Genomic DNA, 22,019 nt, shown 5'->3' with positions numbered 1-22,019 from the left:
GGTTACGATCGAAGAAATTATTAATAACTAATAATGCTTGATATTACCAAACTCACTGGACAATTGCCAGCAATTAGTGAACACTTACAACAAGAAGCAAGAGCGAGTAATAAACGCTTAAATCAAGCCTACGATCTGCTTGAAGAAACCGTGAGTCAACAAGAAGAATTGGAAAGGAAACAACAACAATGGCTCGATCGAGCGATATTTAGAGCCGCGATTCCAGTCGAACCCTTAGACACTTGTAAAGAGATTCCAGTTCCCCCCTACGCTCACAGCGTCTTCGCTACTGATGGCTCACAAATTGCTCCTTCCCACCACGAAATCGCCTACTGTTATTTGATTAATATTGGGCGAGTGATGTTGCATTACGGACAGAGTTTATTTCCAGTATTGGATAGTCTTCCAGAAGTTTTTTATACCCAAGAAGATTTATATGAATCTCGCCAATGGGGGATTCCTACCGAAGAATGGTTAGGTCATCGTCGCACGGTTTCTGAGATTGAAGCCTTAGCAGAAATGGCGTATCGTTGGGTTAAGCCCCCTGGCGCTCACAGTGAGCCAAATTTAGCCTTAGTGGATGGTTCATTGATTTATTGGTTTCTCGATAGTTTACCCACCCCCGCGCGCGATCGATTGCTTCCTTCAATTTTCCGTGCTTGGGAACAGTTACAAGAAGCAAAAGTCCCCTTAATCGGTTATCTCAGTGCCAATCGTCATACCGAGGCGGTGCGATTTCTGCGCTACGTTGCTTGTCCTTACTCCGTTCCTGATTGTCAAAGCCATTGTGGGAGTCAACAAGGAAAACAGTTACCCTGTCAGGTTTGTGAACCCTTACGAGATACAACCTTATGGCAAACCTTACTCTCTCCAGGAGAACGATCGAGCTTGTGGCGAAGTCAAAACCCAATTTTAGAATTATATCCTGAAACCTTTTCCATTTACTTTTGTTATGTCAATGTGGGAACTGAAATCGCCCGCGTGGAGTTTCCCGCTTGGGTAGCAGAAGATATGGACTTGTTAGAGCAATCTTTAGGCATTTTGTTGGCGCAAGTGTATAAAGGTTATGGCTATCCCGTAGCGATTGCTGAATCTCACAATCAAGCTGTGGTTAGAAGCGGCGATCGCGCTCAGTTTTTTGCACTTTTGGAACGAGAAATGATCAAAGCCGGTTTACAAAATGTGGGCGTTTCTTACAAAGAAAGCCATAAAAGAGGAAGTATTGCTTAACGTAGGTTGGGTGGAGGTAACGAAACCCAACACCAATATTCGTTATTCGTTATTCGTTATTTGTTATTCGTTCACTGATTACTGGTCACTGATCACTGATCACTGATCACTGGTCACTGCAATGGGTGGAGGTAACGAAACCCAACACCAATATTCGTTATTCGTTATTCGTTATTTGTTATTCGTTCACTGATTACTGGTCACTGATCACTGATCACTGATCACTGGTCACTGCAATGGGTGAAAGTAACGAAACCCAACACTGGTCAAAAGGTGTTGAGAAATTCGAGAGGATTACTCATCTTTTCAGCAAATCCTAAAATTCCTCGATCGCGCCATTCATAAACTAATTCTCGGTTTTCATTAAATAAAAAAGTTCCCCCACGTTGAGTAATGTAACTCGCATCAGGAACATAAGTTTTCCAATGACTTAGCACTTCTCCCATATTTCGTAAACGCAAAGTTGCCAGTTCTAAAGGACGCTGAAACCCGTTTCCCCCTGCTAAATTGAACGATGAACCTTGTAGTGCTGGGAGAGGAGGAGCTTTTACCACTTCCTCATCAGCAATTAATTGTGGTGCGTTGCGATCGCCCGTGTAGCCTCGTAACACTTCTCTTAATGTTCCAGGGCTACCAATTCCCGCACACATTAATAATAAATTAATCCAAGCATTTTGAGCAGCAGAGAGTCTGGGGATATTCAAAGATAAACCAGAATAAAGTCCTAATTTTTGATGTAAAGTAGCATCAGGAGTAACAAATAAATTCTTTTCTGGAAAACCAGTATAGTCGCAAAAACGTTTACCTGCAGCTAAATTTCCAATTCCGATCGATCGGACAACGATCTCCGAGGTTTCTAATTGCTCACGGCTTTTCTGTAACCACCAAACATATTCTAAGCTATCAAAATCTCCAAGTTGCGGCATGACAATAACTAATAAATAGTTTGCCGTTTCACAATTACTAAGTATTAAGCGTTTTTTACCATCACTGACTTGTTGCAGTGGGATGGTTTGAAATAATTGATAAGGATGTAAAGAGGAAGTGATTTTAGAATTAAGTGTTTCCATTAAGGACTCGATTTATAAATTAATTTCAGGATTTTAAATGATAGAGCAACATGATTCCTAACCTCAAAGATAACTCATCTCACCTATGAGTTAATACCATTTTGGAGAATTGGCGCTACAGTATCGACGACTTAAGCCCCCCAAACTTGGGGGGTTGGGGGGCTTTATCGACGACTTAAGCCCCCCAAACTTGGGCAGGGCTGTTTCATTCTCGGTGTTAAAATCGAAAGCGATTGCGCTCCGCGCACCGATGCGAAGCATCGATTGAGCCGAAGGCTCACCGAGCTTCGCTCGATCGCCTGAACCTCTTACGGTACGTTCGATGTGGCGAAGCCACCGCCCTTCTTGCCTCGAACGCTTTTTCTTACTTTTTGGCTTTTTCTTAAGAAAAAAGCCGTAAAACCCTTGCTATTCCTAATATCTGGAAAAGGCAAAAAAATAGAATGAAACAGCCCTGCCCAAACTTGGGGGGGTGGGGGGCTTTATCGACGACTTAAGCCCCCCAAACTTGGGGGGTTGGGGGGCTTTAAGGTAACTTGACTTTTCCAAAATGGTATAAGACAGGCAGTTGGCCTCGATCGTTGACTTTTGCAAGAGGTCTAAGGAAGAGGTTTATCATGATCAAACCTCTTATATCAGGTTCGGGTAATTGTTTATAATTGGTGTTGGGTTTCGCGTAGAGACGTTCCATGGAACGTCTCTACCCAACCTACTTTTTATCATTGATTGAGCGAACCTGATCTTACTCATTCTCCATATTAAGCGTCAAGTTCCACTCGTCCAACTGGTGTGGCAATGCAAGTTAAAAGATGTCCACTCTCGGGTTCATAGGATGGATCTTGTAGATAACGATAGTCTCCCGATAAGCATTTGACTTGACAGGTTCCACAAGCTCCTAAACCACAACTGTAGTCAATTTCAATCCCCGATTCTAAAGCCAGTTCTAGGATACTTTTTCCTTCTTCACCGATTAACTCCTCTTGAGAAGTTTGGAAAACGACAACTGGTTTCGCGGATACTGCTGCTTTCGGTGCTGGTGCAGAGACACTTTCTTTTGTCTCAGTAGCAGGAGAAGGATAGGTTTCTTTGTCTGGGGTACTGATAAGAGTTGGCGCTTGATCTGAGTTGGCAACCGTTTGGAATAGTTCCGGTCTTTCTTGAGATAACCTTGATACCACTGCTTCATGTTGTTGTTCAGTTAACTCCAACTGATGCTGCATTTGGTTCAGCCATTCCCAGGTGGCTGGAGATTGAACCGAGTTTTTCTTAATTGCTTCTATCATCAAGCCCTTATACAAAGCGAGTGCCTTATCTTTGCCGAGTTCGGGAACAACGTGCGCCAAAATATAGACTTCTTCTGGCTTTAGTGCGTCGATAGTGCGTCCTTTCAAATATTGAGATAAATCAATGGGTAATTTTTTCAGTTGACGGCGTAGGCTGGTTGTTTTTTCTTCCAGTTCGTAAGTGGCGCGATCGCGCTGGAAATTTCTCCCTAACCACCAAGCACTGAGTAAGGCGATACCTAGGGTAAAAACATGATGGAACATGGAATCCATGTTGAATAAGGTTCGCCAACCAAAGGCAAAAAATAAGTTGAAGGCAACGACAGTAAAAATTGCAAACACCTGATGGCGCGATCGTTCCTTGAGAGAAATGCTTGGTTCTTGAGCATTCAAGTTTCGGACTAAATACCCCTTATAGAATTTTTCTAATTGCGTACCAACCGTTGTAAATACCGCCACTGATACGATTAGGGTCATTGGAATCGCAACCACACGGGGAATGGCAGTAAAAAAGAAACCCTGACCCCATAATGGATTTATTGCTTGTGGTTGATAGAATTCTCCCTGATAGTAGTAATCCCATCCACCGTGATCAAGGAAAAAGTAGCCAAAGAAGCCCAGCACTAGCCCTAAATAGCCATATTGCACTAGATGACGACCTGGCTTAAACAGTTCCTCCCAATAGGTTTTTTCTGCATCAATATCGACGCAGGAAGACTTACAGGTGACACATGCACTCACATCCTTATTTTGTGTGCCATCCCAAGTTCGACATTTGGAATGGGTCAAACTTAATGGCGGCGCAGTGTGAGCAGAACTGGTAAAAATTCCTCGCGGACCACTAATCACTGTTTGCACCGGTGACATGGGGCAAAAATAATGACACCAGCTTTTTCCACCGTAAAGATAGCCGATAACAATTGCAGTGAAAATAGTAACCACTAAAAGAATCCCTAAAGCAATGGGATTATCATTAAACCAGATTAACCGTAAGGCTAAACCCAGAAAAAGTAATCCAAATTGGATATAAAGATGATTCTTACCTAACCAGGAATTCTCTGCAATTCGACTCGGTGATTTTATTCCTAATTTTTGGCTAATTTGAGACATAAATGCTAGGGGACATACTCTGCGCCAGCCCTCATGTCCAAATACCAACAAAATGATGATAGCGGAAGGAACAATAAGCCCCCAAAAATTAGAGGTTCCCTTACGATGCGCCCACTCTAGGGGGGGTAGCCCCGAGAGATGACCAAAAAATAGACTTAAAATTAATCCGATCCAACCAATTGCAAGTCCCCAACGAATTAGGTGCATTGGCTTTTGAGGTATCTTAGAAATCATGGTTGAATGCTGAAGAATTGTACCATCCCATTTTAATCCGCATTTTTAATTTTATTTACTGGTCACTGATGACTGATAACTATTTACTGCAAGGCCTAGCGTAACGCCATGCGCCAGCCTCCATACCCGCGATGAACTCTCAAATGTAATCCCTTTCTCACACCCGTCAATGGCGCTGGCTGACATCGAGACGAAATGGACGGGGATTTATCGGGGGATTACTCAGAGATTTTTCTGTAGCGCGATCGCGCATTCCACCCCAGACGAACAAACCCACTGTTGTTACCCTTTTACAAGATAACGAGTGGTCTCAGTGGAGCGATCGCGCGATCGCCCGTCAGTGCCAAGTGACACAACCTTTTGTATCAAAACTGAGAAAGATAAGCGATCGCGCTAAAGGAAACCACCAATTCTGAAATCATTGAAGGTATTATAGAAGGTGAACAAAACCGCTAAGACCGATTACTATGTGGTTGCAAATGCCTCCACGAAGATGTCAGAGCTAATCTGTGGAAATCATCATGAATGATCAAGGAAAACTTATGAGATTAATTGCCGTTTTTGGAGGAAATGATGAGGATAAAGCGTCGTGAATTGGTAAGTTGGATGAGTTTGGGAACGGCAATCGCTACTGTTATTGGCTTTAATCAAACCCGTAGCCTATCTTCTGAAAAGAAAACAGAAACGAAAGCAAAACCAGAATCAACTCTTTCTGAAGGATTCCAAGCAGTAGGAAGTTTGGAACAATTAGAAGAAAATGGTGTCCTAATTAATGAGAATCTAAGAGTAGTTGTTCTTCAAGGTGTTCTTGGCGATTTAATTGCCTTAGAGCAAACTTGCCCCCATCAAGGATGTGCCGTTTTACCGACAGAAGAAAGAAAAAGACTCATTTGCCCTTGTCATGGTTCACAATTTACCATTCGGGGGAAATTACTGAGAGGTCCTGCAAAAACTGATCTTGAAACTTATGAAGTTAAGGCGGAAGACAAGCAAGTTTTGGTAAAACTAAATCATTAAAAATCACGGTGTTATAGGAAACCAAATCCTGTTGAATCGCAAATGGTTATTTGACGAGCGTCTTGTTTGATTTCTGGCTCGATCATGATCGCGCCCCGAATTCGGTTTCCCGTTGATTTCGACATTGCTTGGAAGATTGTTGGGTATTCTACTAAAGCAGCAAGTGCGAAACGAAAATTGACCGCGAAAGATGCACTGTTAACTGAGGGAGACAATTATCTCACCCAATCGGGAGGATGGAGTCAGCAAGGGCGCTTCAGCGATTCGATCTACTTAACGATCGATGCCTTTAAACAATTTTGCTTGATGGCTCAAATCGAGAAGCGACCAGTGAGTTGGCAGTATTTAGAACAAGCTGAAAAACAATTCTGTTCAGTTTACGGTTGTGTTCCTTTGTATCCTGCCGATCAAGGAAACTCAGTTGCCATCGCGCCCAATAAAGTGATTTCGCGGTTCTAAACACTATCATCAACCCAACCACAACTAGGACAATCCCAATGTACTTTAGGCGAATTCTCCTTTGGGAATTGATAACCGCACTCTGGACAAACACCAGTAAATAAAGGATGATTATCTAAATTGAATCTTTAGCCACTTAACCGTTGTTGCATAATTTCCTTCGCCATTTCATATTCGCTTCCTACGAGGTAAGAGAAATGATAGTAAGATGCAATGTAAAAATCACATCCGTAATTTTGGTAGCGTTCGGCAACCGCTAGAAATCCATAACGGGCCTCGCGAAGCTGAGTAAACCAACTACGGTGGTAAGTGTCGAACAAAAACAATGTTATCCGATTATTATCAGTGCTGGGATGCAACCGCAGTAAATGAATATGGGGGTGGTGTGCTTGTCCAATGGGTAAGAGCAAATCATATCCATCAAAGTTGATCAATTCTGCCATTTCCCCTTCCTCATGATTCGTAGTCTGTGAATTAGGGAGCAGATACTCCCAACGCAGGAAAAACTCATGTTTAGCATCTAATCCGGGGTCAATATCGATGCGCCAGTATTCACTTTGACAAAGTTCTTCCATGACCAATGTCGGTAAATCAGCTACTTTCATAGTTACTTCCGTGAAACAGGTTGGACGTTTTATTCGTTCGCTTTCTTCTTACTCCCGTAGCACAAGCGAGCCAAAAAGGGTGGGTTTCCAGAGAAGAAAGCCGGTTCTCTCTATTTTTGCGTATAATGTTGAGGTAGCTTATTTTTTTAATGTTTGATTGATCATTATTGGAGTTGAAATACTTGGGACTTGGGAAGACTTGCTGATAGGCTCAACAGGTATTATATTTTAGCAGAATAAGCGAAAATCCCCCATCCACAATTTTTGATTTGGGTGGGGATGAGAGCGTATCAATCGAGGGGGTTCAATACCCCTGAGATTGATAATTTTCTAATCTGCTCTCTAATTACTTCATTCTGACTTCTTCCTTTATGCTTACAGTAAGAGAGAAGTTGCTGATGTTCTTCCTCAGTGCATCTAATTGTTATCTTTTTCATTATTACCGTCAAAATGACTTGTATCTGTTATAATGAAGCTAACACGGGTTCACTAATTAAAGCAATGCGAGTTTCCTATCAATATCGCTTAAAACCTAATAAAGAGCAAATAGCCAAAATTGAAAAATGGCTAGAATTATTGAGGTGTCAATACAACTATCTGTTAGGTCAAAGATTTAATTGGTGGGAAACTCATCGTACGGCGGTCAACTCTTGCCCTTTAATTTGTCACCTTCCTGAATTGTCTGACCGTCCAACTTATTTCTCGCAAAAACAAAGTCTAACTCAACTCAAAAAAGACCGTCCTTGGTATAAGGAAATCCAGTCACAAGTTCTTCAAGATTGTGTTAAAAGAGTTGATTTAAGTTTTCAACGTTGGCTTAGAGGGGATAAGAAGGGGAAAAAATCAGGCAAGCCAAGATTTAAGGGAAAAGGACGTTATCGAACAATTCTCTTTCCACAGGTGAAAGCTGATTGTGTCCAAGATAATCACATCAATTTACCTAAGTTCGGAAAAATTCGGTTTATTAAACATCGTCCAATTCCAGAAGGATTTAAGGTAAAAACAGCGCAGATAACTAGAAAAGCTGATGGCTATTACTTAACACTCTCTCTAGAAGATAAAAATGTACCAGAGTCAACTATAGATATTGTTCCTACTTCAGAAAATACGTTGGGAATTGATATGGGATTGAAGGACTTTTTGGTAACTTCTGAAGGTGAAAAAGTAGAAATTCCTCAGTTTTATCGAAAAGGACGAGAAAGACTTAAGAAGCTACAGCAGAAGGTTTCTCGTCGTCAGAAGGGAAGTAATCGTTATCTGAAAGCAGTTAAACAACTTGGAAAACATCATCAAAAAGTTGCCAGACAGAGAAAAGACTTTCACTTTAACACCATTAAATTGATTCTCAGTAAAGGAGATGTCATTGCCCATGAAAAACTCAACATCAAGGGACTTGCTAGAACCAGACTAAGCAAATCAATCTATGATGCTGGTTGGGGAACATTTCTAAGTAGATTAGCTGTCAAAGCCGAAAATGCTGGTCAGTTAACGATAGAAGTCAACCCCAAAAACACATCACAGAATTGCTCAGGCTGTGGCGAGAAAGTTCCGAAAAAGCTATCAGAGAGAACTCATGATTGCCCTCATTGTGGTTTAACAATGTGCCGTGACAAAAACGCAGCCATTAACATAAAAAACATGGCAATAAATATAAGAAATTTGGCGGTTGGGATACCCGTCAGTAGTAAAGCTCAGTCACGAACCGAAGCGAAAGCTGGTGCTGCTGAGAAGCCCCACTCATATCGCATAGCGATTGAGTGTGGGTAATTCACAGAATACACGACTGAATGTTTAATCCAGAACTGGCTCGACTTTATACAGAATTAGTTTCTCTTTCTACGTTGCGCGATCGAGCAAGCAAAAGGGGGAACCGCTGACCTTTCTCTTTTTCCACCTGGGTTGGTAGTAAAGCAAGATAAGACTGGATATCAGTTTGTGGAACGAGAGGGGTTACTGAATGAGTTTTTGCTGCGTTCGATTCTTGATGTTCACGCTGCGGTATTTCAGGAATTTTGGGAGTTAGGTGGGGTTCACGCCGATCCGCATCTGAAGAATTTTATTGTTGGTATGGATCGCCAACAAAATTGGCAGGTTTGGATCATTAAACTTTTGGAATCCCCAAACGTTTAGCCCGATCGAGATGTAGCAGATTTAGATTAATATTTGCAAACTCTCATTAACTCTTCTTACGAAACTAACTCATTCACTCAAACTTTAGCTTTAATGATGATCAACGAAGTAGCAAAGTGGTTTTAGTGAATAGAGATTAAGATGAAACGATATCAACAACTAACGCGGTTAATTTGGAACTATTATCGGGAGGACAACTCCGAATCCCAACGACTCAAAATATTAGGAAATTGTAAAGTTAATCGGCGTTGGGGTGATTTTCGGATTAATTGTCCCAGTATCGAAATTGCAGAAACAGTTAGTGATTTAATTCCTTTATTAGAACTGCCAATCATTAAGTTACGTTTAGCAAAACGCATCAAGATTTTGATTGAAGGGGAGTTGTTTTCTTTAGTTACTGTGGGTTCTCAGTATCTCACTCCTGCGGATGCGAAAAAGTTTTTAAGCAACTATTGACGATCGCGCCGCCATCTGTTTTCCTAAAAAAAGAGAGTAATCTTGCCCGATCACTCTCGAATGCGTTATCTGGATAAGTGGGAAAACTTATTTGGAAGCAACTTTTTCTTCGTTTTTTACAGTAGCCTGTTGAGCATCTTGGCGGATCGTTTCAGGCTGCTGTTCTTCGGAGAAGGTTTGGCTGCTTAACCAACTGCTGATGAAGGTATCCACAGAGAATAAACCGCCACCGTTAACGAGGAAGAAAAGAAAGCAACTGGCGTAAATTGCTGATAGTTCTAAGTAAGGAATGCTGAAACCAGCAACTAAGATGTGGTGATACATCGCAACTGCCATCGTTCCCACTAAGCCTAACGCCGCTGGACGAGTTAAGAAGCCTAAAGCAACAAGAGGCGCGCCGATGAGTTCGGTGTAAGCGGCAACGTAACTAAAGAAAATTGGGAAGGGAAGTCCAATTACTTCCACGTAAGCAGTAGCAAAACTTTCAATGTCAGAGAGCTTATCGAGTCCGTTGTGAATCATCATCACACCGACGACAACCCGTAAGATTGTCCAAGCGGACTGAGACCAATAGTTAGCACTAAAGTTGGAGCGGAAGACTTTTGTTGATAAATCGAGTGTTTTTTGAAGCATTATATTTGAAATATACCCTTAACTAGCAAGCACAGTGGTTTTAGTTCTAGGAAGAATAAGGATGAGGTGAGTTAATTAGCGATCGCAAACGTTTGATTAAAGTGATCTAACTTGGAAATCAACCTTTTCTTTACTCTTCATTTACAAATATAAAGTAAAAATAAATATATCGCAATAAAACTTAGTAAAATATCTGTCTTTTCTCAGAGAGCTTAAAATTGGGTAAGAACTCTCATCCCTTGCTAAACTGATAAAGACCGCTCGCGCTGCGTGGAGGAGAAACCTTGTCTGTTGGGAATAATCAACCCTCTCCTGATGAAATACCAGAAGCTCTGAGAGATGCGACACCGCTACCAGAGAAAAAATTAAACCGCTCTTGGCTCTTCTTAGGCGGTGGCCTTAGTTTTGTCTTGCTGGCGGGATTTATGGGATGGTATTGGTGGGATCAAAATTCGGAAGCGAGTATTGCTTCACAAGTGGAAGAAGTCACTCCTCCCGTCAACACTGAAAACAAACCTTCATCCTCTCCCACCGAAGCCTCATCCTCAGATCAAACCTCCGTTACAGCAACAACAGCATCGGATAATGATTTGTTAGGACATTTACCCTACGAAGAAACTAAGCCTGAAAATTTAACCCCAGTTACCCGTGATGGTCGAATTAAATTAAGAACAGAAGCGGCGAAGAAATTTGTGGAAATGCAGGGGGATGCGCGTCGAGATGGGGTGCTTTTAGTTCCTTTGTCGGGATTTCGCTCGGTGGAGGAGCAAGAATATCTCTTCTTCGAGATTAAAGCTCAAAGAGGACAGGTGACAACTGAACGAGCGGAAGTAAGTGCGCCGCCAGGTTATAGTGAACATCATACGGGCTACGCGATCGATATTGGTGATGGGAAAGCTCCAGCGACTCATGTAGAACAAAGGTTTGAGAAAACAGAAGCCTTTGCTTGGCTTGAAGCAAACGCACCGCGCTACAGTTTTGAGTTGTCCTTTCCGAAAGATAATCCCCAAGAGGTGAGTTACGAACCCTGGCATTGGCGGTATGTTGGTAATCAGGAAAGTCTAAAGATTTTTTATAAAAATAAATAATCAATCAATCAATTAATTATGAGTGATGTTAATCTGGAAACGATATCGCAGCAGTTAGAAAGTTCGAGTCAGCGCGATCGAATGGTGGCTTTAGCACAATTGAGGGATGTTGAACCGGAACAAGCCGTTCCCTTGATTAAAAAAGTTTTACAGGATGAAAGTCTGCAAATTCGATCGATGGCGGTGTTTGCATTAGGAATTAAACCGACATCAGAATCCTATTCTCTCCTCTTGAATTTTCTCGAAGATGAGGATTATGGGATTCGCGCTGATGCCGCTGGCGCAATGGGATATTTACAAGATCAACGAGCATTTGAGCCACTGGTAAGATTGTTTTATGAGGATACTCATTGGTTAGTGCGTTTTAGTGCGGCAGTATCTTTAGGGAATTTGCAAAACCCGAAAGCAAAGGAAGTTTTATTAGAAGCCCTGAAAAGTGAAGAAGTGGTGTTACAACAAGCGGCGATCGCAGCTTTAGGGGAAATTAAGAGTATCGACGCTGTAGAACAAATGTTAAACTTTGTGCAATCAAAAGACTGGCTCCTGCGTCAACGTCTCGCCGAAGCTCTCGGAAATCTTCCCTGTGATCAAAGTGTTTCTGCTTTGAATTATTTACAGAAAGATAGTCATTCTCAAGTGAGTAAAGCTGCAACAATTTCTTTGGAAAAACTCAGAAACTAATTGAATTTAGATTGAATTTAGAAACGATGATCGATATTAAAGCCTTTTTTGAACAAAGCGAAGGAAAATGGTTCACTCAGCGCACTCGCTATGATTTAGCACAGAAAAAAGTGGAAAATGGTAACGCTGATTTAACAGTGGAGCTGCTTAACAGTGATGATAGCGCGATGCTCGTAGAGCGGTGGCTTCGCCACATCGAGGCGCTTTATGAGCAAGGAAAAAGCACACTTCAAGGTAATGCTTCAATTGAACAAGGATTATTAGACCTTTCCGCCGCTAAAATTAGTTGGGATGCGGGAGAGGAAAAAGGCGCGAATTTAATTCTCTTTCTTCCCGACAATGACAGCCAACAACAAGGTCAATTTCTCCAAAATCAGATTAACACCGATCGAGCGGTTACAGTAGGTAATTTTATCATTGGAGAAGACGAAGCTCTTACGCTTTTTACCCTTTCCAATGACAATAATGTAATTAAAGAGCGTCTCTGGTTTGCTCATCCCAACTTGCGATTACGAACAGTTTGGCAAGAAAATGAAACTGGACAACAAGGATGGGTGATGTTTTATTCTGAAATCCGACGCATCAACAGTGACCAGTGACCAGTGACCAGTGACCAGTGACCAGTTACGCTTTAACTGCTACTTCTAACATTTCCTCTGGGGTGAGATGGGAATAAATCACCTCTCCATCTCGAAACCAGACAATGCGCTTACTCTCACGAGCCACTTCTACTTCGTGTGTCACCATTACCACCGTGATTCCGTCGTCATGGAGTTCTTGAAAAATGTCTAAAACTTCCCTCACCGTTCGAGAATCTAAAGCTCCTGTCGGCTCGTCCGCAAGCAATAAACGGGGATTATTGACGATCGCGCGAGCAATGGCGACTCGTTGTTGTTGTCCTCCCGAAAGCTGATTTGGCTGATTATGGAGACGGCTTCCTAGTCCCATTTTTTCTAAAGCAGTAACGGCTCGTTCTTTCCTCTCATCAACAGAAACACCCGCATAAATCATGGGTAACATCACATTATCTAACGCCGTCAGATGACTTAATAGGTGAAACTGTTGGAAAACAAAGCCAATTTTACGATTGCGAATCTCAGCTAACTGTTCATTGGGTAACTGAGAAATATCTTGATTGTCTAGATAATAACGTCCATCACTAGGACGATCTAAGCAACCAATGACATTCATCGTTGTGGACTTTCCAGACCCAGAAGCGCCCATAATTGAGCAGTATTCTCCATCATCCACAGTCAGGTTAACATGATTAAGCGCATGGACGGCGGTGTTTCCTGTGCCATACACTTTGGAAATATCTTCTAAACGAATCAGAGTTGATTTCATATTATGATTAATGTTGGGTTTCGCGACTCTACACCCAACTGACGGATTAACTGCTAAAATTTTACTGGCTGGAATGGCATTCGATCGAGAAACTCCCCCCTTCGACAAGCTCAGGGTAAAACCTAACCCCCCAACCATCGGCAGGGCTGTTTCATTCTCGGGGTCAAAATTGAATGCGATCGCCTGAACCCCTTATTGTACGTTCGATCGAACGCTTTTTCTTACTTTTTGGCTTTTTCTTAACAAAAAAGCCGTAAAACCCCTGCTATTCCTAACATCTGGAAAAGGCAAAAAAATAGAATGAAACAGCCCTGCCAACCATCGGGGGGAATTAGGCTAAAGTAATCAAAATTACACCAGCGACCATGACTGTTGCGCCAGCAACTCGTTCTTTTAGTCCTTGTTCTTTAAAGATCAAATGTCCCCACAGCACACTGAGTAACGCACTTGTCCGTTTAATTGAGATCACCTGAGCCACCAAAGCGAGACTAATGGCTTGCATCTGACACAGCACCATTAATCCTTGTAAAAATCCAATGGGGGCTAACTTGGGTAAGTTGTGAATAATGATATTGAGACTTTTACGAGACTGATAAAGCATAATCGGGAGCATTCCTGTGGCGATGTAACTATGGATCGCGATCGCCCAAAAGGTGGGAGAAGAATTACGCACGCCCACTTTATCAAAGGTGGAACTAAAACTCCACATAAAAGCGACTAATAACATCAATTGTGAGCCTTTCTCCTTTAATAAAGCTCGAAATGGGGCAAAATAACCTTGTTGCTTGGGTTTGAGGTTGAGAATGTAAGAGCCGATCACAATAAAAAGAATACCCACCGCATCGATCGGGCTGGGCATTTCATTGGCAATCAAAGGAGAAGTAACTAACAAGAACAAAGGAGTAAACGTAATCAGGGGAACTGCCAAAGATAAATCCGCTAACTTGATCGCCCGAATATAAAGCAGGATCGCCACAACATTAATGCTTCCCCCTGCGAATAATGCGCCCCAAAAATTTTCTCCTAGTTGCGGAATCTCAATCACTCCTAACAAAGGAAGCATCAACGGCAAACTAAAGAAAACCATTGACCAAGCGACCACATATTCATCTAAACTCTGTAACCCGCGTTTACTCACAACATCCTTTGTGGATTCAAACAAGGCGGTCAAAGTTGCAAAAATAATCCAGGTCATTAATTTTCAACCTGGGCAAATAATTCTTCCCAACTTCTTGCGGAGGCTTCTGGCTGGGCGATAATTTCCACAATTTTATTTTTGGCGCTGGGTTCACGGAGAGAATTAACACTCACTTGAGCGACTTTTGTCCGAGGAATACTCCCTTCAAACAAAGTGTCTGCTTTGGACATCACTACCGCGTCTGGAGTATCATCATTTTTTAATCCCCCAGGACGCACGATCGTGTAAGTTAAGCCGCTGGCTTGTAGGGCTTCTTCGGCTTGCTTCTTCCAAAACAGAACCAGCCAAAACAGATTTAAGGGATGGAAAAAACGGGAGACACACAGAGAAGACACCATCACAAAATGCTCAATATTCTTCTCTTTCGCCACCGCAATCAGATTTTTAGTTCCCTGATAATCCACTTGATAAGGACTTGTGGGATCAAAACTCGGACGCGCACCCGTAGCAGATAACAACACGGTACAATCTCCCACGGCTTCCCGTAAACTATCTGGTTTCAGCACATCTCCCAACACCAATTCTGCTTCTGGCGGTAAGATTGTCTTGGCTTGTTCTAAATTTCTGACCAATGCTCGCACGGGAATGTTAGACTGCACCAATTCGCTAACGATGCGTCGTCCCGTGTCCCCTGTTGCGCCTGCTACTAATGCTTTCATCTTTTGTTACTCCTTCCTTCCTATATTAAAAGCGATCTTTCATTCCTCGTAACCGTCCAAAAGTCTGCACGGGATCATTACTGCGGGTAATGGTTTGTAAATTTTGGTCTTCCCAACGGAGAAAGGGATTCGTTTCTTTTTCCTGTGCTAACAGTGAGGGAACAGTGGCTTTTCCTTCCCGACGAGCTTTTTGTACTTCCTGATACCGTTGTTGGATCACTGGATTATTCGGTTCAACGCTAATGGCAAATTGATAATTTTTCAGGGTGTATTCGTGAGCGCACCACAGCCGCGTTCGATCGGGAAGGGTTTTGAGTTTTCCCAGAGAATCCACCATTTGAGTCGGTGTTCCCTCAAATAAACGTCCACAACCGCCGACAAACATGGTATCCCCTGCAAACAGTTCGCCAACGGTTTCCCCCTGATCGGGCGGAAAATAGTAGGCAATATGACCGCTTGTGTGTCCTGGAACAAAAAATATTTCTGCTGCTCGATCGCCAAAGGTGACGGTATCCCCTTCTTTGAGGAAGATTTCTTGCTCAGGGATTCGTCCTTGGTCTTCTGCGCTGCCATAAACCACAGCTTGGGGATAGTGTTTTTTAAGTTCTCGGTTTCCCCCCACGTGATCAAAGTGGTGATGGGTGTTAAAAATTGCCACTAATTCTGCATTGTGTTCCTTGAGAAACCTTAAGACGGGTTTCGCTTCTGCTGGATCAACGGTTGCCGCTATCTTCTCTTTTGGATCATAAAGGACGAAAATATAGTTATCCGAGAGAGCGGGTAAACGATTGACTTCCATGATTTCCTCCTTGTGAGGTTATTTATGTTCTTCTAAAGCTGCTGAATTGTCCTGTTGCGCCATGGCTTTCCCTTCATCGGGCAATTCTAAACAGTATCCCGCCCCATAAACGGTTTTAATATACATAGGATGACGGGGTTCTGGTTCGAGTTTGGTGCGAAGATGACGAATATGGACTCGAATTGTCTCAATGTCATCATCAGGATCATATCCCCACACTTCTTTCAGGATGTCACTGGGAGAAACGGTCTGTCCATGACGTTGCAGTAAGCAGTGCAGCAGTTCAAACTCAAGATGGGTGAGTTTGACGGTTTTTCCAAACCAGATGGCTTCAAACCGTTCGGGAACTAAGGTCAAGGGACCATAATTGAGGATCTCACTGTGTCTCGCGGCTTTGGGAATCCGATCGGTGCGACGAAGTAAAGCGCGGACTCGTGCTAACATCTCTTCCACCTCAAAAGGTTTAGTGAGATAGTCATCGGCACCAGCATTAAACCCTTCTACTTTATTTTGGGTTTGCCCTAAAGCCGTCAACATTAAGACGGGAATATCTGCGGTGCGCTCATCACGTCGCAGTCTTTGGCATACGGTTAAGCCATCCACACGGGGGAGCATTAAGTCAAGCATAATCAAGTCTGGCTGCAGTTGTACTGCGAGGGCTTGACCTTTAATGCCATCATTGGCAGGTTCTACGGTGTAACCAGCCATTTCAAGGTTGATTGTCACCAGTTCGGAAATGGCGGGATCATCATCAATAACAAGGATTCGAGGCATCATTATGATAGCGTCAGCTATACTTTGGTTTAGGGTTTTACAAGATGTATCAGCAAAAATTAAGATTTACTTAACGATTATACGGGGTTTGTATCCTTTTTTCTCTGTTGATCAAGACTTCCTAAAGAATTGATAAGTTTTGCTTTTATCTTCTTTAACAAGTCTTAAGAATTATAACGAATTATAGGTGTTTATTACCAGTGATGACAATTTCCTCTCCCGCTTATCTTCCGCCTTGGTCTCTCCGTGATGGAATTATACAAACGGTTTTTAGTTCCTATTGGTATGGCAAAACTTGGGAACGATGGCGAGAACAGGTTTGGTGGTTAAAGGGTTATCCCTCAATTACTTGGGAGGAAAAGGTGTTCACAGGGGCGGAAAATGTCCCTTTGTGGGGGAAATGGGCTTGTCCCCCTGATGCTCATGGTACGATGATTCTCAATTATGGAATTACGGGTGATACGGAAAAGTCTTGGTATGCTCATGTAACGGCGCATAAAGCATATTTTCAGGGTTGGGCGGTTTTATTGTACGATTGGCGCGGACATGGGAAAACGGCGGCGTTATCTCCTGTTCCCACGTCTGACGGTTGGCGCGAAGGGGCGGATCAAGTTTTGCTGGCGGAACAGTTGGTGGCGTTGGGATGTCCCCCGAAGGCGGTTTTGGTGGGATTTTCTTTGGGCGGACAGTTGGCGTTGTGGGGATTGAAGGAGGCGGTACAGAGTGATTTAATTCGCGGTGGTGCGGTGCTTGCGCCTAATTTGGAGTCTAATCGGTCTCTGGATTATTTGGTGAGTTATCCCTTTGGGCGGTTGGTAGAAGGGAATTTTACCAAAGAGTTGATCGCAGAAGCACGACGCAAAGCACAAGTTTTCCCTGATGCGGTTGCGGATGGAGCGCCCGATCGCATTGATTCTATTCGCAGTTTCGATCGAGAAATGGTGATCGATTATTACGGGTTTCGTAGTGTTACAGAATACTATCATCTCACGGGTGGGCTTTATCTGCTCGATCGATTAACGTTACCCTATCTAGTGGTTTATGCCGCCGATGATCCCATTTTCGATCCCAGTTTAGTCCCAGAAATTGAAAGCAGGGTCGCTAGTAATCCTCATGGTAAGCTGCTTTTAACGGATTGTGGTGGTCATGTCTCCCATATTGCGAGAAAGACGAAGGATGAGGATCAGTTTTGGGGGATTAACCGTTTGTTAGATTTTGTTAATCAGATGTAGGTTGGGCGAAATCTGATGAAACCCAACACTGTCCACGTAGGTTAGGTAAAATCTAATGAAACCCAACACTGTCCACGTAGGTGGGGTGAAATCTGATGAAACCCAACACTGTCCACGTAGGTGGGGTGAAATCTAATGAAACCCAACACTGTCCACGTAGGTGGGGTGAAATCTGATGAAACCCAACATTGTCCACGTAGGTTGGGTGAAATCTAATGAAACCCAACACTGTCCACGTAGCAGTAAACAGCATGAAATTATCGTAGGGTTTGCCTTGCCCACCCTACAAGTTATACCATTTCTAAAAAGTTAAGTTACAGTATATCCCCCCTAGCCCTCCTCACTTCGCTCCGGTTTGAAAGGGGGGAATAATGGGATGGGGAGTAGCCATAATTGATCGAAATGGTATTAGTATTAGTCCACGTAGGTTGGGTGAAATCTGATGAAACCCAACACCAATGGAAGGAGTTGGGTTACGTTTTCACTCCACCCAACCTACTTATCTACTTTGAAAGGGGGGAATACCGAAAGTTAAATCAAACCTAAGAAATTTTAATTTTTATGAAGAGTTTTCAGGGAGAGGCTCAGTATTGAGGAGATTATTAGTAATAATTGTTACAATCCCGAATTCGGAAAGTTGTTGCGCGATCGCCCTCTCATCTACTGTCCAAGTTACAATCTTCCAACCTTCTTCTTGTAAGGTTTTCGTGAGAGAAGGCTGTTCTAAAATCAGGGAAAAATGAGGTAAAATAATTCTCGCGTTTGGGTTCAATGCTTCTAGATAATGCGGAGAGTATTGAGTCTGATTTGATACAGCGTAACCGTAATTAAATTGAGGGTAGTCTAACTGGAGTTGGGTTAAAAATTTATGTTCAAAGGAAGCAATAACGCATCGATCGCGCACTGGTGCTAAAATTTCGATTAGGTAATCTCTCTCTGATTTTGACCAAAATTGAGGCGATTTTAATTCAATAAATAACTTGATCTTAGTGGAAGAAAAGAGATTTAAAACTTGTTCTAAAGAGGGGATGGTTTCCCTTGCAAATTTGGAATCAAACCAACTTCCCGCGTCAAAAGATTGTAGTTGGGCGATCGATTTTTCCGCGACGTTTCCACACCCATTTGTCGTTCGATCGAGCGTAGAATCATGAATAACAACAGGAATCCCATCGGCGGAAAAATGAACATCAAACTCCACCCCAAACACCTGTTTTTCTAACGCTAACTGAAAACTTGCCAGTGTATTTTCGGGCGCAACAGCACTATAACCCCGATGAGCAATTAAACGGTAATTCATAATTTCCAGTGAAGGCGAACCGCAGTTCGCCTAACATTTAAACGCTATTTTTTAAGTCACTATTCAACAGGCGTTAAAGCGCTGGGAAACGCATCAGCATTAATACAATCTTCCATTGCTTTCTGGGGAGTAATTGCTTGTTCTGGAGTATTGGTTAAACCCACCACGCATTCTGAATAACGTAAGGGAATCAAACTGCGGCGGCAATTTTCTATAACCGTTCCCAGTTCATTGGTTTCTACAGACTGATCAATATCAACCACACAGCTTGCTAAATCCAAAGGACGACGATCGCGGTAACAATAATATAAACCATCATCAGCAGGGATTCCCACCTCTTGATTCATGCTTAATACACACAAAGACAAATCTTTCGGACGAATTGCATCCGCACAAGCTGTAGAAGCCTCATTAGCAGACAATCCCGCTTCTTGTAAGTCTTCCGCACAAACTTTAAACTGATCGCCGGCTGCTGCTTGGAGAGGACGAGAGGGCGTTAGCATAAAGAAGACACCCGCTTGCAGAGCAACGATCGCGCTGAATCTGGTTGTCCATTGCAATACATTTAGAGGTTTCATAGGATATCAATTACCAATAAAATAGGTTGTTTGTTGATCAACTTAAAAATAACCCGAATAACAACAGGATACAATCATTTTCCCTAAAAAACACGATGAATCAAAACCCCCAATCTCTTTCTCTTCTCTTCCTATCTACGCCAGTGGGCGCTTTAGGTACAGGTGAAGGCGGTGGTGTAGAATTAACCATCAAAAACCTCGCCCAAGACTTACGACACACTCAACATCAAGTTACGATTCTCGCCCCTAGCGGTTCTCATTTTGAGGAAATTCCGATCGAACCCATTGCGGGAAACCGACAAATTCCCGTACAGGGAGAAGGAAGAAACGCAGGGATTTATTTACCGCCAAACTCGGTTTTAGGGAATATGTGCGACTATGCGCGACAAGTGCAAGCCGACTATGATTTAATCGTCAACTTTGCTTATGATTGGCTACCCTTTTACCTTACGCCTTTTTTCAACACGCCCATTGCTCATTTCATTAGTATGGGATCAATGAGTGATGCACTGGATCAAATCATGGCGCAAACGATCGAGCGCTTTCCTGGCACTTTTGGCGTTTATACGAAAACTCAAGCTGAAACCTTCCCGTTTGCTGATGCTTGTCGTTGTTTGAGTAGTGGGCTAGATTTAGGCTTATATGAGTTTAGCGCCGCTCATGAGCAGTCTTTAGTTTGGTTAGGTCGTATTGCGCCAGAAAAGGGCTTAGAAGACGCTGTGGCGGCGGTACAACAATTAGGGATTCCCCTGAAAATTTTCGGCTGGTTACAAGATCAAGAATACTGGCAGCAGATTCTCTCTCAATATCCGAATGCTCCCATTGAATATGGTGGGTTTTTGTCCACCACTGACTTACAACAAGAGATTCGTCGCTGTCGGGCGCTGTTGATGACTCCCCGTTGGGTAGAGGCTTTCGGAAACGTTGCGATCGAGGCTTTGGCTTGCGGTGTTCCCGTGATCTCCTATCAACGCGGTGGCCCAGCAGAGATTATTCGTGATGGGGAAACTGGTTTTTTAGTGCAGCCTGACAGTGTAGAAGGGTTAGTGAAAGCCATTAATCGCATTGATGAGATCGATCGCTGGGCGTGTCGTCAACAAGTGGAAACCGAATATTCTTTATCCGCACTGCGCGATCGGTTTTTGGCGTGGTTTGATCAAATTTTGTACCCCTCTTCTGTTCCCCCCTTCCAAAGGGGGGTTAGGGGGGGATAAATAGAAGTGAGAAAAAATTATGGCAACAATTCTGCGAAAATGGAGCTACCAATATCAATGGTTATACGATGCGATCGCGCAGCTTTCCGCATTAGCAGTGGGAGGAGAATCTCGTTTCCGTCAACTGGCGCTGAAAGGACTTTCTCTTAATGAGAATACCCAAATTTTAGACTTATGTTGTGGGGCTGGACAAACCACGCAATTTCTCGTTAAATATTCCGATCGCGTCACGGGTTTAGATGCGTCTCCTCTCGCCTTAAAACGGGCAAAAAAACGAGTGCCAAAAGCCGAATATATTGAAGGATTAGCAGAAGAACTTCCCTTTTCTGATTCCAGTTATGATTTAGTACAAACAAGCGTCGCGCTACATGAAATGAAACCCGAACAACTCACCCAAATCTTGCAAGAAGTTTACCGTGTTCTTAAACCCAAAGGAACATTTGCTTGTATTGATTTACATCAACCTCATAATCCTCTTTTTGTGCCAGGATTGTCCCTATTTATGACCTTATTTGAAACCGAAACCGCATGGCAATTTGTAGAAACTAACTTACCCGAAAAACTACGCTCGATCGACTTTCAAACTTGTCAGAAAACCCTTCACGCAGGAGGAAGTTTACAAGTAATTCAAGCTCAAAAATAACCCCCTTTTTGCTCAACATATCCAAAACGTAGGTTGGGTGAAGCGAAGCGAAACCCAACATCAATTAGGGCTTGCTGTTGGGAAACTGAAAGTTTTACCAAATAAGGATTTGAGGCGATTAAGTTCAGGTAAAAATGCAAGTTCATTGATTGTTCAATCGTCACGCACCTTGCATCAAAACCTTAAACTCCTACCGATCAATCAACCCTAAGGCAACTTGCCTCTTGCCTTTTGCCTCTTGCCTTACTAAACCAACCAATGGACTTTTTCAGCAAGCCCTAATTA

At 42.9% G+C, this 22,019-nt stretch carries 23 protein-coding genes; 12 read left to right on the top strand and 11 right to left on the bottom strand.

Going from position 1 to position 22,019, the window contains the following annotated elements; genetic code table 11:
* Window positions 1-33: 33 nt before the first annotated feature.
* A complete protein-coding gene (locus tag DACSA_RS02810) occupies window positions 34-1,230 on the top strand; it encodes a DNA double-strand break repair nuclease NurA (protein ID WP_015228327.1) in 1,197 nt (398 codons plus the stop codon).
* A gap of 266 nt (window positions 1,231-1,496) precedes the next feature.
* On the opposite strand, the gene DACSA_RS02805 is transcribed toward DACSA_RS02810, so the two are convergent.
* On the bottom strand, window positions 1,497-2,300 hold the full coding sequence (locus DACSA_RS02805; protein WP_015228326.1) for a peroxiredoxin-like family protein: 804 nt from the start codon (window positions 2,298-2,300) through the stop codon (window positions 1,497-1,499).
* A gap of 758 nt (window positions 2,301-3,058) precedes the next feature.
* Window positions 3,059-4,693, bottom strand: a complete 1,635-nt coding sequence (locus DACSA_RS21235) for a 2Fe-2S iron-sulfur cluster-binding protein (RefSeq protein WP_198007618.1) — start codon at window positions 4,691-4,693, stop codon at window positions 3,059-3,061.
* 804 nt (window positions 4,694-5,497) lie between these two features.
* Between DACSA_RS21235 and DACSA_RS02795 the strand changes: the two genes are divergently transcribed.
* The gene (locus tag DACSA_RS02795; protein ID WP_083874359.1) at window positions 5,498-5,944 is read left to right on the top strand and encodes a QcrA and Rieske domain-containing protein; all 447 of its coding nucleotides are present in this window, start codon (window positions 5,498-5,500) and stop codon (window positions 5,942-5,944) included.
* Window positions 5,945-6,028: 84 nt separating this feature from the next.
* Window positions 6,029-6,403 (top strand): hypothetical protein, encoded by a 375-nt coding sequence (locus DACSA_RS02790; protein ID WP_041235277.1) that lies wholly within the window; start codon window positions 6,029-6,031, stop codon window positions 6,401-6,403.
* Window positions 6,404-6,531: 128 nt separating this feature from the next.
* Here the strand turns inward: DACSA_RS02790 and DACSA_RS02785 are convergent, their stop codons facing one another.
* Complete coding sequence (locus tag DACSA_RS02785) at window positions 6,532-7,008, bottom strand: hypothetical protein (protein ID WP_015228322.1); 477 nt, start codon at window positions 7,006-7,008, stop codon at window positions 6,532-6,534.
* A gap of 501 nt (window positions 7,009-7,509) precedes the next feature.
* Here DACSA_RS02785 and DACSA_RS02780 point away from each other — a divergent pair.
* The 3 genes from DACSA_RS02780 to DACSA_RS02770 all read left to right on the top strand — a co-directional run bounded on the left by DACSA_RS02780 (window position 7,510) and on the right by DACSA_RS02770 (window position 9,594).
* Window positions 7,510-8,775 (top strand): RNA-guided endonuclease InsQ/TnpB family protein, encoded by a 1,266-nt coding sequence (locus tag DACSA_RS02780; protein WP_041235276.1) that lies wholly within the window; start codon window positions 7,510-7,512, stop codon window positions 8,773-8,775.
* Window positions 8,776-8,943: 168 nt separating this feature from the next.
* Window positions 8,944-9,138, top strand: a complete 195-nt coding sequence (locus tag DACSA_RS02775) for a hypothetical protein (protein ID WP_041235275.1) — start codon at window positions 8,944-8,946, stop codon at window positions 9,136-9,138.
* 141 nt (window positions 9,139-9,279) lie between these two features.
* On the top strand, window positions 9,280-9,594 hold the full coding sequence (locus tag DACSA_RS02770; protein ID WP_015228320.1) for a hypothetical protein: 315 nt from the start codon (window positions 9,280-9,282) through the stop codon (window positions 9,592-9,594).
* A gap of 87 nt (window positions 9,595-9,681) precedes the next feature.
* On the opposite strand, the gene DACSA_RS02765 is transcribed toward DACSA_RS02770, so the two are convergent.
* Window positions 9,682-10,227: a DoxX family protein gene (locus DACSA_RS02765; RefSeq protein ID WP_015228319.1), complete on the bottom strand. Its 546-nt coding sequence runs from the start codon at window positions 10,225-10,227 to the stop codon at window positions 9,682-9,684.
* A gap of 284 nt (window positions 10,228-10,511) precedes the next feature.
* Here DACSA_RS02765 and DACSA_RS02760 point away from each other — a divergent pair, with 284 nt between their 5' ends.
* Genes DACSA_RS02760 through DACSA_RS02750 form a run of 3 tightly spaced genes read left to right on the top strand, consistent with a single transcriptional unit; the run spans window position 10,512 to window position 12,595 of the window.
* Window positions 10,512-11,315, top strand: a complete 804-nt coding sequence (locus tag DACSA_RS02760) for a M15 family metallopeptidase (RefSeq protein WP_015228318.1) — start codon at window positions 10,512-10,514, stop codon at window positions 11,313-11,315.
* Between the two features lie 18 nt (window positions 11,316-11,333).
* Window positions 11,334-11,996 carry a HEAT repeat domain-containing protein gene (locus DACSA_RS02755; RefSeq protein ID WP_015228317.1) on the top strand — a complete coding sequence of 221 codons (663 nt, stop codon included), beginning with the start codon at window positions 11,334-11,336 and terminating at the stop codon, window positions 11,994-11,996.
* A 26-nt stretch (window positions 11,997-12,022) separates the two neighbouring features.
* Window positions 12,023-12,595, top strand: coding sequence for a phycobiliprotein lyase (locus DACSA_RS02750; protein WP_015228316.1), 573 nt, complete (start codon window positions 12,023-12,025; stop codon window positions 12,593-12,595).
* 25 nt (window positions 12,596-12,620) lie between these two features.
* On the opposite strand, the gene DACSA_RS02745 is transcribed toward DACSA_RS02750, so the two are convergent.
* The 5 genes from DACSA_RS02745 to DACSA_RS02725 all read right to left on the bottom strand — a co-directional run bounded on the left by DACSA_RS02745 (window position 12,621) and on the right by DACSA_RS02725 (window position 16,770).
* The gene (locus DACSA_RS02745; protein WP_156800619.1) at window positions 12,621-13,340 is read right to left on the bottom strand and encodes an ABC transporter ATP-binding protein; all 720 of its coding nucleotides are present in this window, start codon (window positions 13,338-13,340) and stop codon (window positions 12,621-12,623) included.
* Window positions 13,341-13,671: 331 nt separating this feature from the next.
* Entirely contained in the window at window positions 13,672-14,535 is an 864-nt protein-coding gene (locus tag DACSA_RS02740; protein WP_015228314.1) for an EamA family transporter, read from the bottom strand.
* Entirely contained in the window at window positions 14,535-15,197 is a 663-nt protein-coding gene (locus tag DACSA_RS02735) for an SDR family oxidoreductase (RefSeq protein ID WP_015228313.1), read from the bottom strand. Before DACSA_RS02735 ends, DACSA_RS02740 begins: the two co-directional genes overlap by 1 nt.
* A 25-nt stretch (window positions 15,198-15,222) precedes the next feature.
* The gene (gene gloB, locus DACSA_RS02730) at window positions 15,223-15,996 is read right to left on the bottom strand and encodes a hydroxyacylglutathione hydrolase (RefSeq protein ID WP_015228312.1); all 774 of its coding nucleotides are present in this window, start codon (window positions 15,994-15,996) and stop codon (window positions 15,223-15,225) included.
* An 18-nt stretch (window positions 15,997-16,014) separates the two neighbouring features.
* Window positions 16,015-16,770: a response regulator transcription factor gene (locus tag DACSA_RS02725; protein ID WP_041235274.1), complete on the bottom strand. Its 756-nt coding sequence runs from the start codon at window positions 16,768-16,770 to the stop codon at window positions 16,015-16,017.
* A 203-nt stretch (window positions 16,771-16,973) separates the two neighbouring features.
* Here DACSA_RS02725 and DACSA_RS02720 point away from each other — a divergent pair, with 203 nt between their 5' ends.
* Window positions 16,974-18,002: a YheT family hydrolase gene (locus tag DACSA_RS02720; protein ID WP_015228310.1), complete on the top strand. Its 1,029-nt coding sequence runs from the start codon at window positions 16,974-16,976 to the stop codon at window positions 18,000-18,002.
* Between the two features lie 559 nt (window positions 18,003-18,561).
* Here the strand turns inward: DACSA_RS02720 and DACSA_RS02715 are convergent.
* Both DACSA_RS02715 and DACSA_RS02710 read right to left on the bottom strand, forming a co-directional pair.
* A complete protein-coding gene (locus DACSA_RS02715) occupies window positions 18,562-19,299 on the bottom strand; it encodes a glycerophosphodiester phosphodiesterase (protein WP_015228309.1) in 738 nt (245 codons plus the stop codon).
* Window positions 19,300-19,358: 59 nt separating this feature from the next.
* Entirely contained in the window at window positions 19,359-19,877 is a 519-nt protein-coding gene (locus DACSA_RS02710; RefSeq protein ID WP_015228308.1) for a hypothetical protein, read from the bottom strand.
* 95 nt (window positions 19,878-19,972) lie between these two features.
* Between DACSA_RS02710 and DACSA_RS02705 the strand changes: the two genes are divergently transcribed.
* Both DACSA_RS02705 and DACSA_RS02700 read left to right on the top strand, forming a co-directional pair.
* Window positions 19,973-21,091, top strand: coding sequence for a glycosyltransferase family 4 protein (locus DACSA_RS02705; protein WP_015228307.1), 1,119 nt, complete (start codon window positions 19,973-19,975; stop codon window positions 21,089-21,091).
* 19 nt (window positions 21,092-21,110) lie between these two features.
* Window positions 21,111-21,734, top strand: a complete 624-nt coding sequence (locus DACSA_RS02700) for a class I SAM-dependent methyltransferase (RefSeq protein ID WP_015228306.1) — start codon at window positions 21,111-21,113, stop codon at window positions 21,732-21,734.
* Window positions 21,735-22,019 lie beyond the last annotated feature (285 nt).

Source organism: Dactylococcopsis salina PCC 8305, from assembly GCF_000317615.1.
GTDB classification, from domain to species: Bacteria; Cyanobacteriota; Cyanobacteriia; order Cyanobacteriales; family Rubidibacteraceae; genus Halothece; species Halothece salina.
The sequence above is the reverse complement of the archived record's forward strand: the minus strand, read 5'-3'. Positions and strand labels throughout refer to the sequence as shown.

What these genes read in the sequence shown, in the direction of transcription:
- DACSA_RS21235 (WP_198007618.1), bottom strand. Translation starts at nt 4,693, where the DNA reads ATGTCTCAAATTAGCCAAAAATTAGGAATAAAATCACCGAGTCGAATT.
- DACSA_RS02735 (WP_015228313.1), bottom strand. Translation starts at nt 15,197, where the DNA reads ATGAAAGCATTAGTAGCAGGCGCAACAGGGGACACGGGACGACGCATC.
- DACSA_RS02785 (WP_015228322.1), bottom strand. Translation starts at nt 7,008, where the DNA reads ATGAAAGTAGCTGATTTACCGACATTGGTCATGGAAGAACTTTGTCAA.
- DACSA_RS02705 (WP_015228307.1), top strand. Translation starts at nt 19,973, where the DNA reads ATGAATCAAAACCCCCAATCTCTTTCTCTTCTCTTCCTATCTACGCCA.
- DACSA_RS02750 (WP_015228316.1), top strand. Translation starts at nt 12,023, where the DNA reads ATGATCGATATTAAAGCCTTTTTTGAACAAAGCGAAGGAAAATGGTTC.
- DACSA_RS02765 (WP_015228319.1), bottom strand. Translation starts at nt 10,227, where the DNA reads ATGCTTCAAAAAACACTCGATTTATCAACAAAAGTCTTCCGCTCCAAC.
- DACSA_RS02745 (WP_156800619.1), bottom strand. Translation starts at nt 13,340, where the DNA reads ATGAAATCAACTCTGATTCGTTTAGAAGATATTTCCAAAGTGTATGGC.
- DACSA_RS02755 (WP_015228317.1), top strand. Translation starts at nt 11,334, where the DNA reads ATGAGTGATGTTAATCTGGAAACGATATCGCAGCAGTTAGAAAGTTCG.
- DACSA_RS02710 (WP_015228308.1), bottom strand. Translation starts at nt 19,877, where the DNA reads ATGAAACCTCTAAATGTATTGCAATGGACAACCAGATTCAGCGCGATC.
- DACSA_RS02715 (WP_015228309.1), bottom strand. Translation starts at nt 19,299, where the DNA reads ATGAATTACCGTTTAATTGCTCATCGGGGTTATAGTGCTGTTGCGCCC.
- DACSA_RS02790 (WP_041235277.1), top strand. Translation starts at nt 6,029, where the DNA reads ATGATCGCGCCCCGAATTCGGTTTCCCGTTGATTTCGACATTGCTTGG.
- DACSA_RS02700 (WP_015228306.1), top strand. Translation starts at nt 21,111, where the DNA reads ATGGCAACAATTCTGCGAAAATGGAGCTACCAATATCAATGGTTATAC.
- gloB (WP_015228312.1), bottom strand. Translation starts at nt 15,996, where the DNA reads ATGGAAGTCAATCGTTTACCCGCTCTCTCGGATAACTATATTTTCGTC.
- DACSA_RS02720 (WP_015228310.1), top strand. Translation starts at nt 16,974, where the DNA reads ATGACAATTTCCTCTCCCGCTTATCTTCCGCCTTGGTCTCTCCGTGAT.
- DACSA_RS02725 (WP_041235274.1), bottom strand. Translation starts at nt 16,770, where the DNA reads ATGCCTCGAATCCTTGTTATTGATGATGATCCCGCCATTTCCGAACTG.
- DACSA_RS02810 (WP_015228327.1), top strand. Translation starts at nt 34, where the DNA reads ATGCTTGATATTACCAAACTCACTGGACAATTGCCAGCAATTAGTGAA.
- DACSA_RS02805 (WP_015228326.1), bottom strand. Translation starts at nt 2,300, where the DNA reads ATGGAAACACTTAATTCTAAAATCACTTCCTCTTTACATCCTTATCAA.
- DACSA_RS02770 (WP_015228320.1), top strand. Translation starts at nt 9,280, where the DNA reads ATGAAACGATATCAACAACTAACGCGGTTAATTTGGAACTATTATCGG.
- DACSA_RS02780 (WP_041235276.1), top strand. Translation starts at nt 7,510, where the DNA reads ATGCGAGTTTCCTATCAATATCGCTTAAAACCTAATAAAGAGCAAATA.
- DACSA_RS02795 (WP_083874359.1), top strand. Translation starts at nt 5,498, where the DNA reads ATGATGAGGATAAAGCGTCGTGAATTGGTAAGTTGGATGAGTTTGGGA.
- DACSA_RS02740 (WP_015228314.1), bottom strand. Translation starts at nt 14,535, where the DNA reads ATGACCTGGATTATTTTTGCAACTTTGACCGCCTTGTTTGAATCCACA.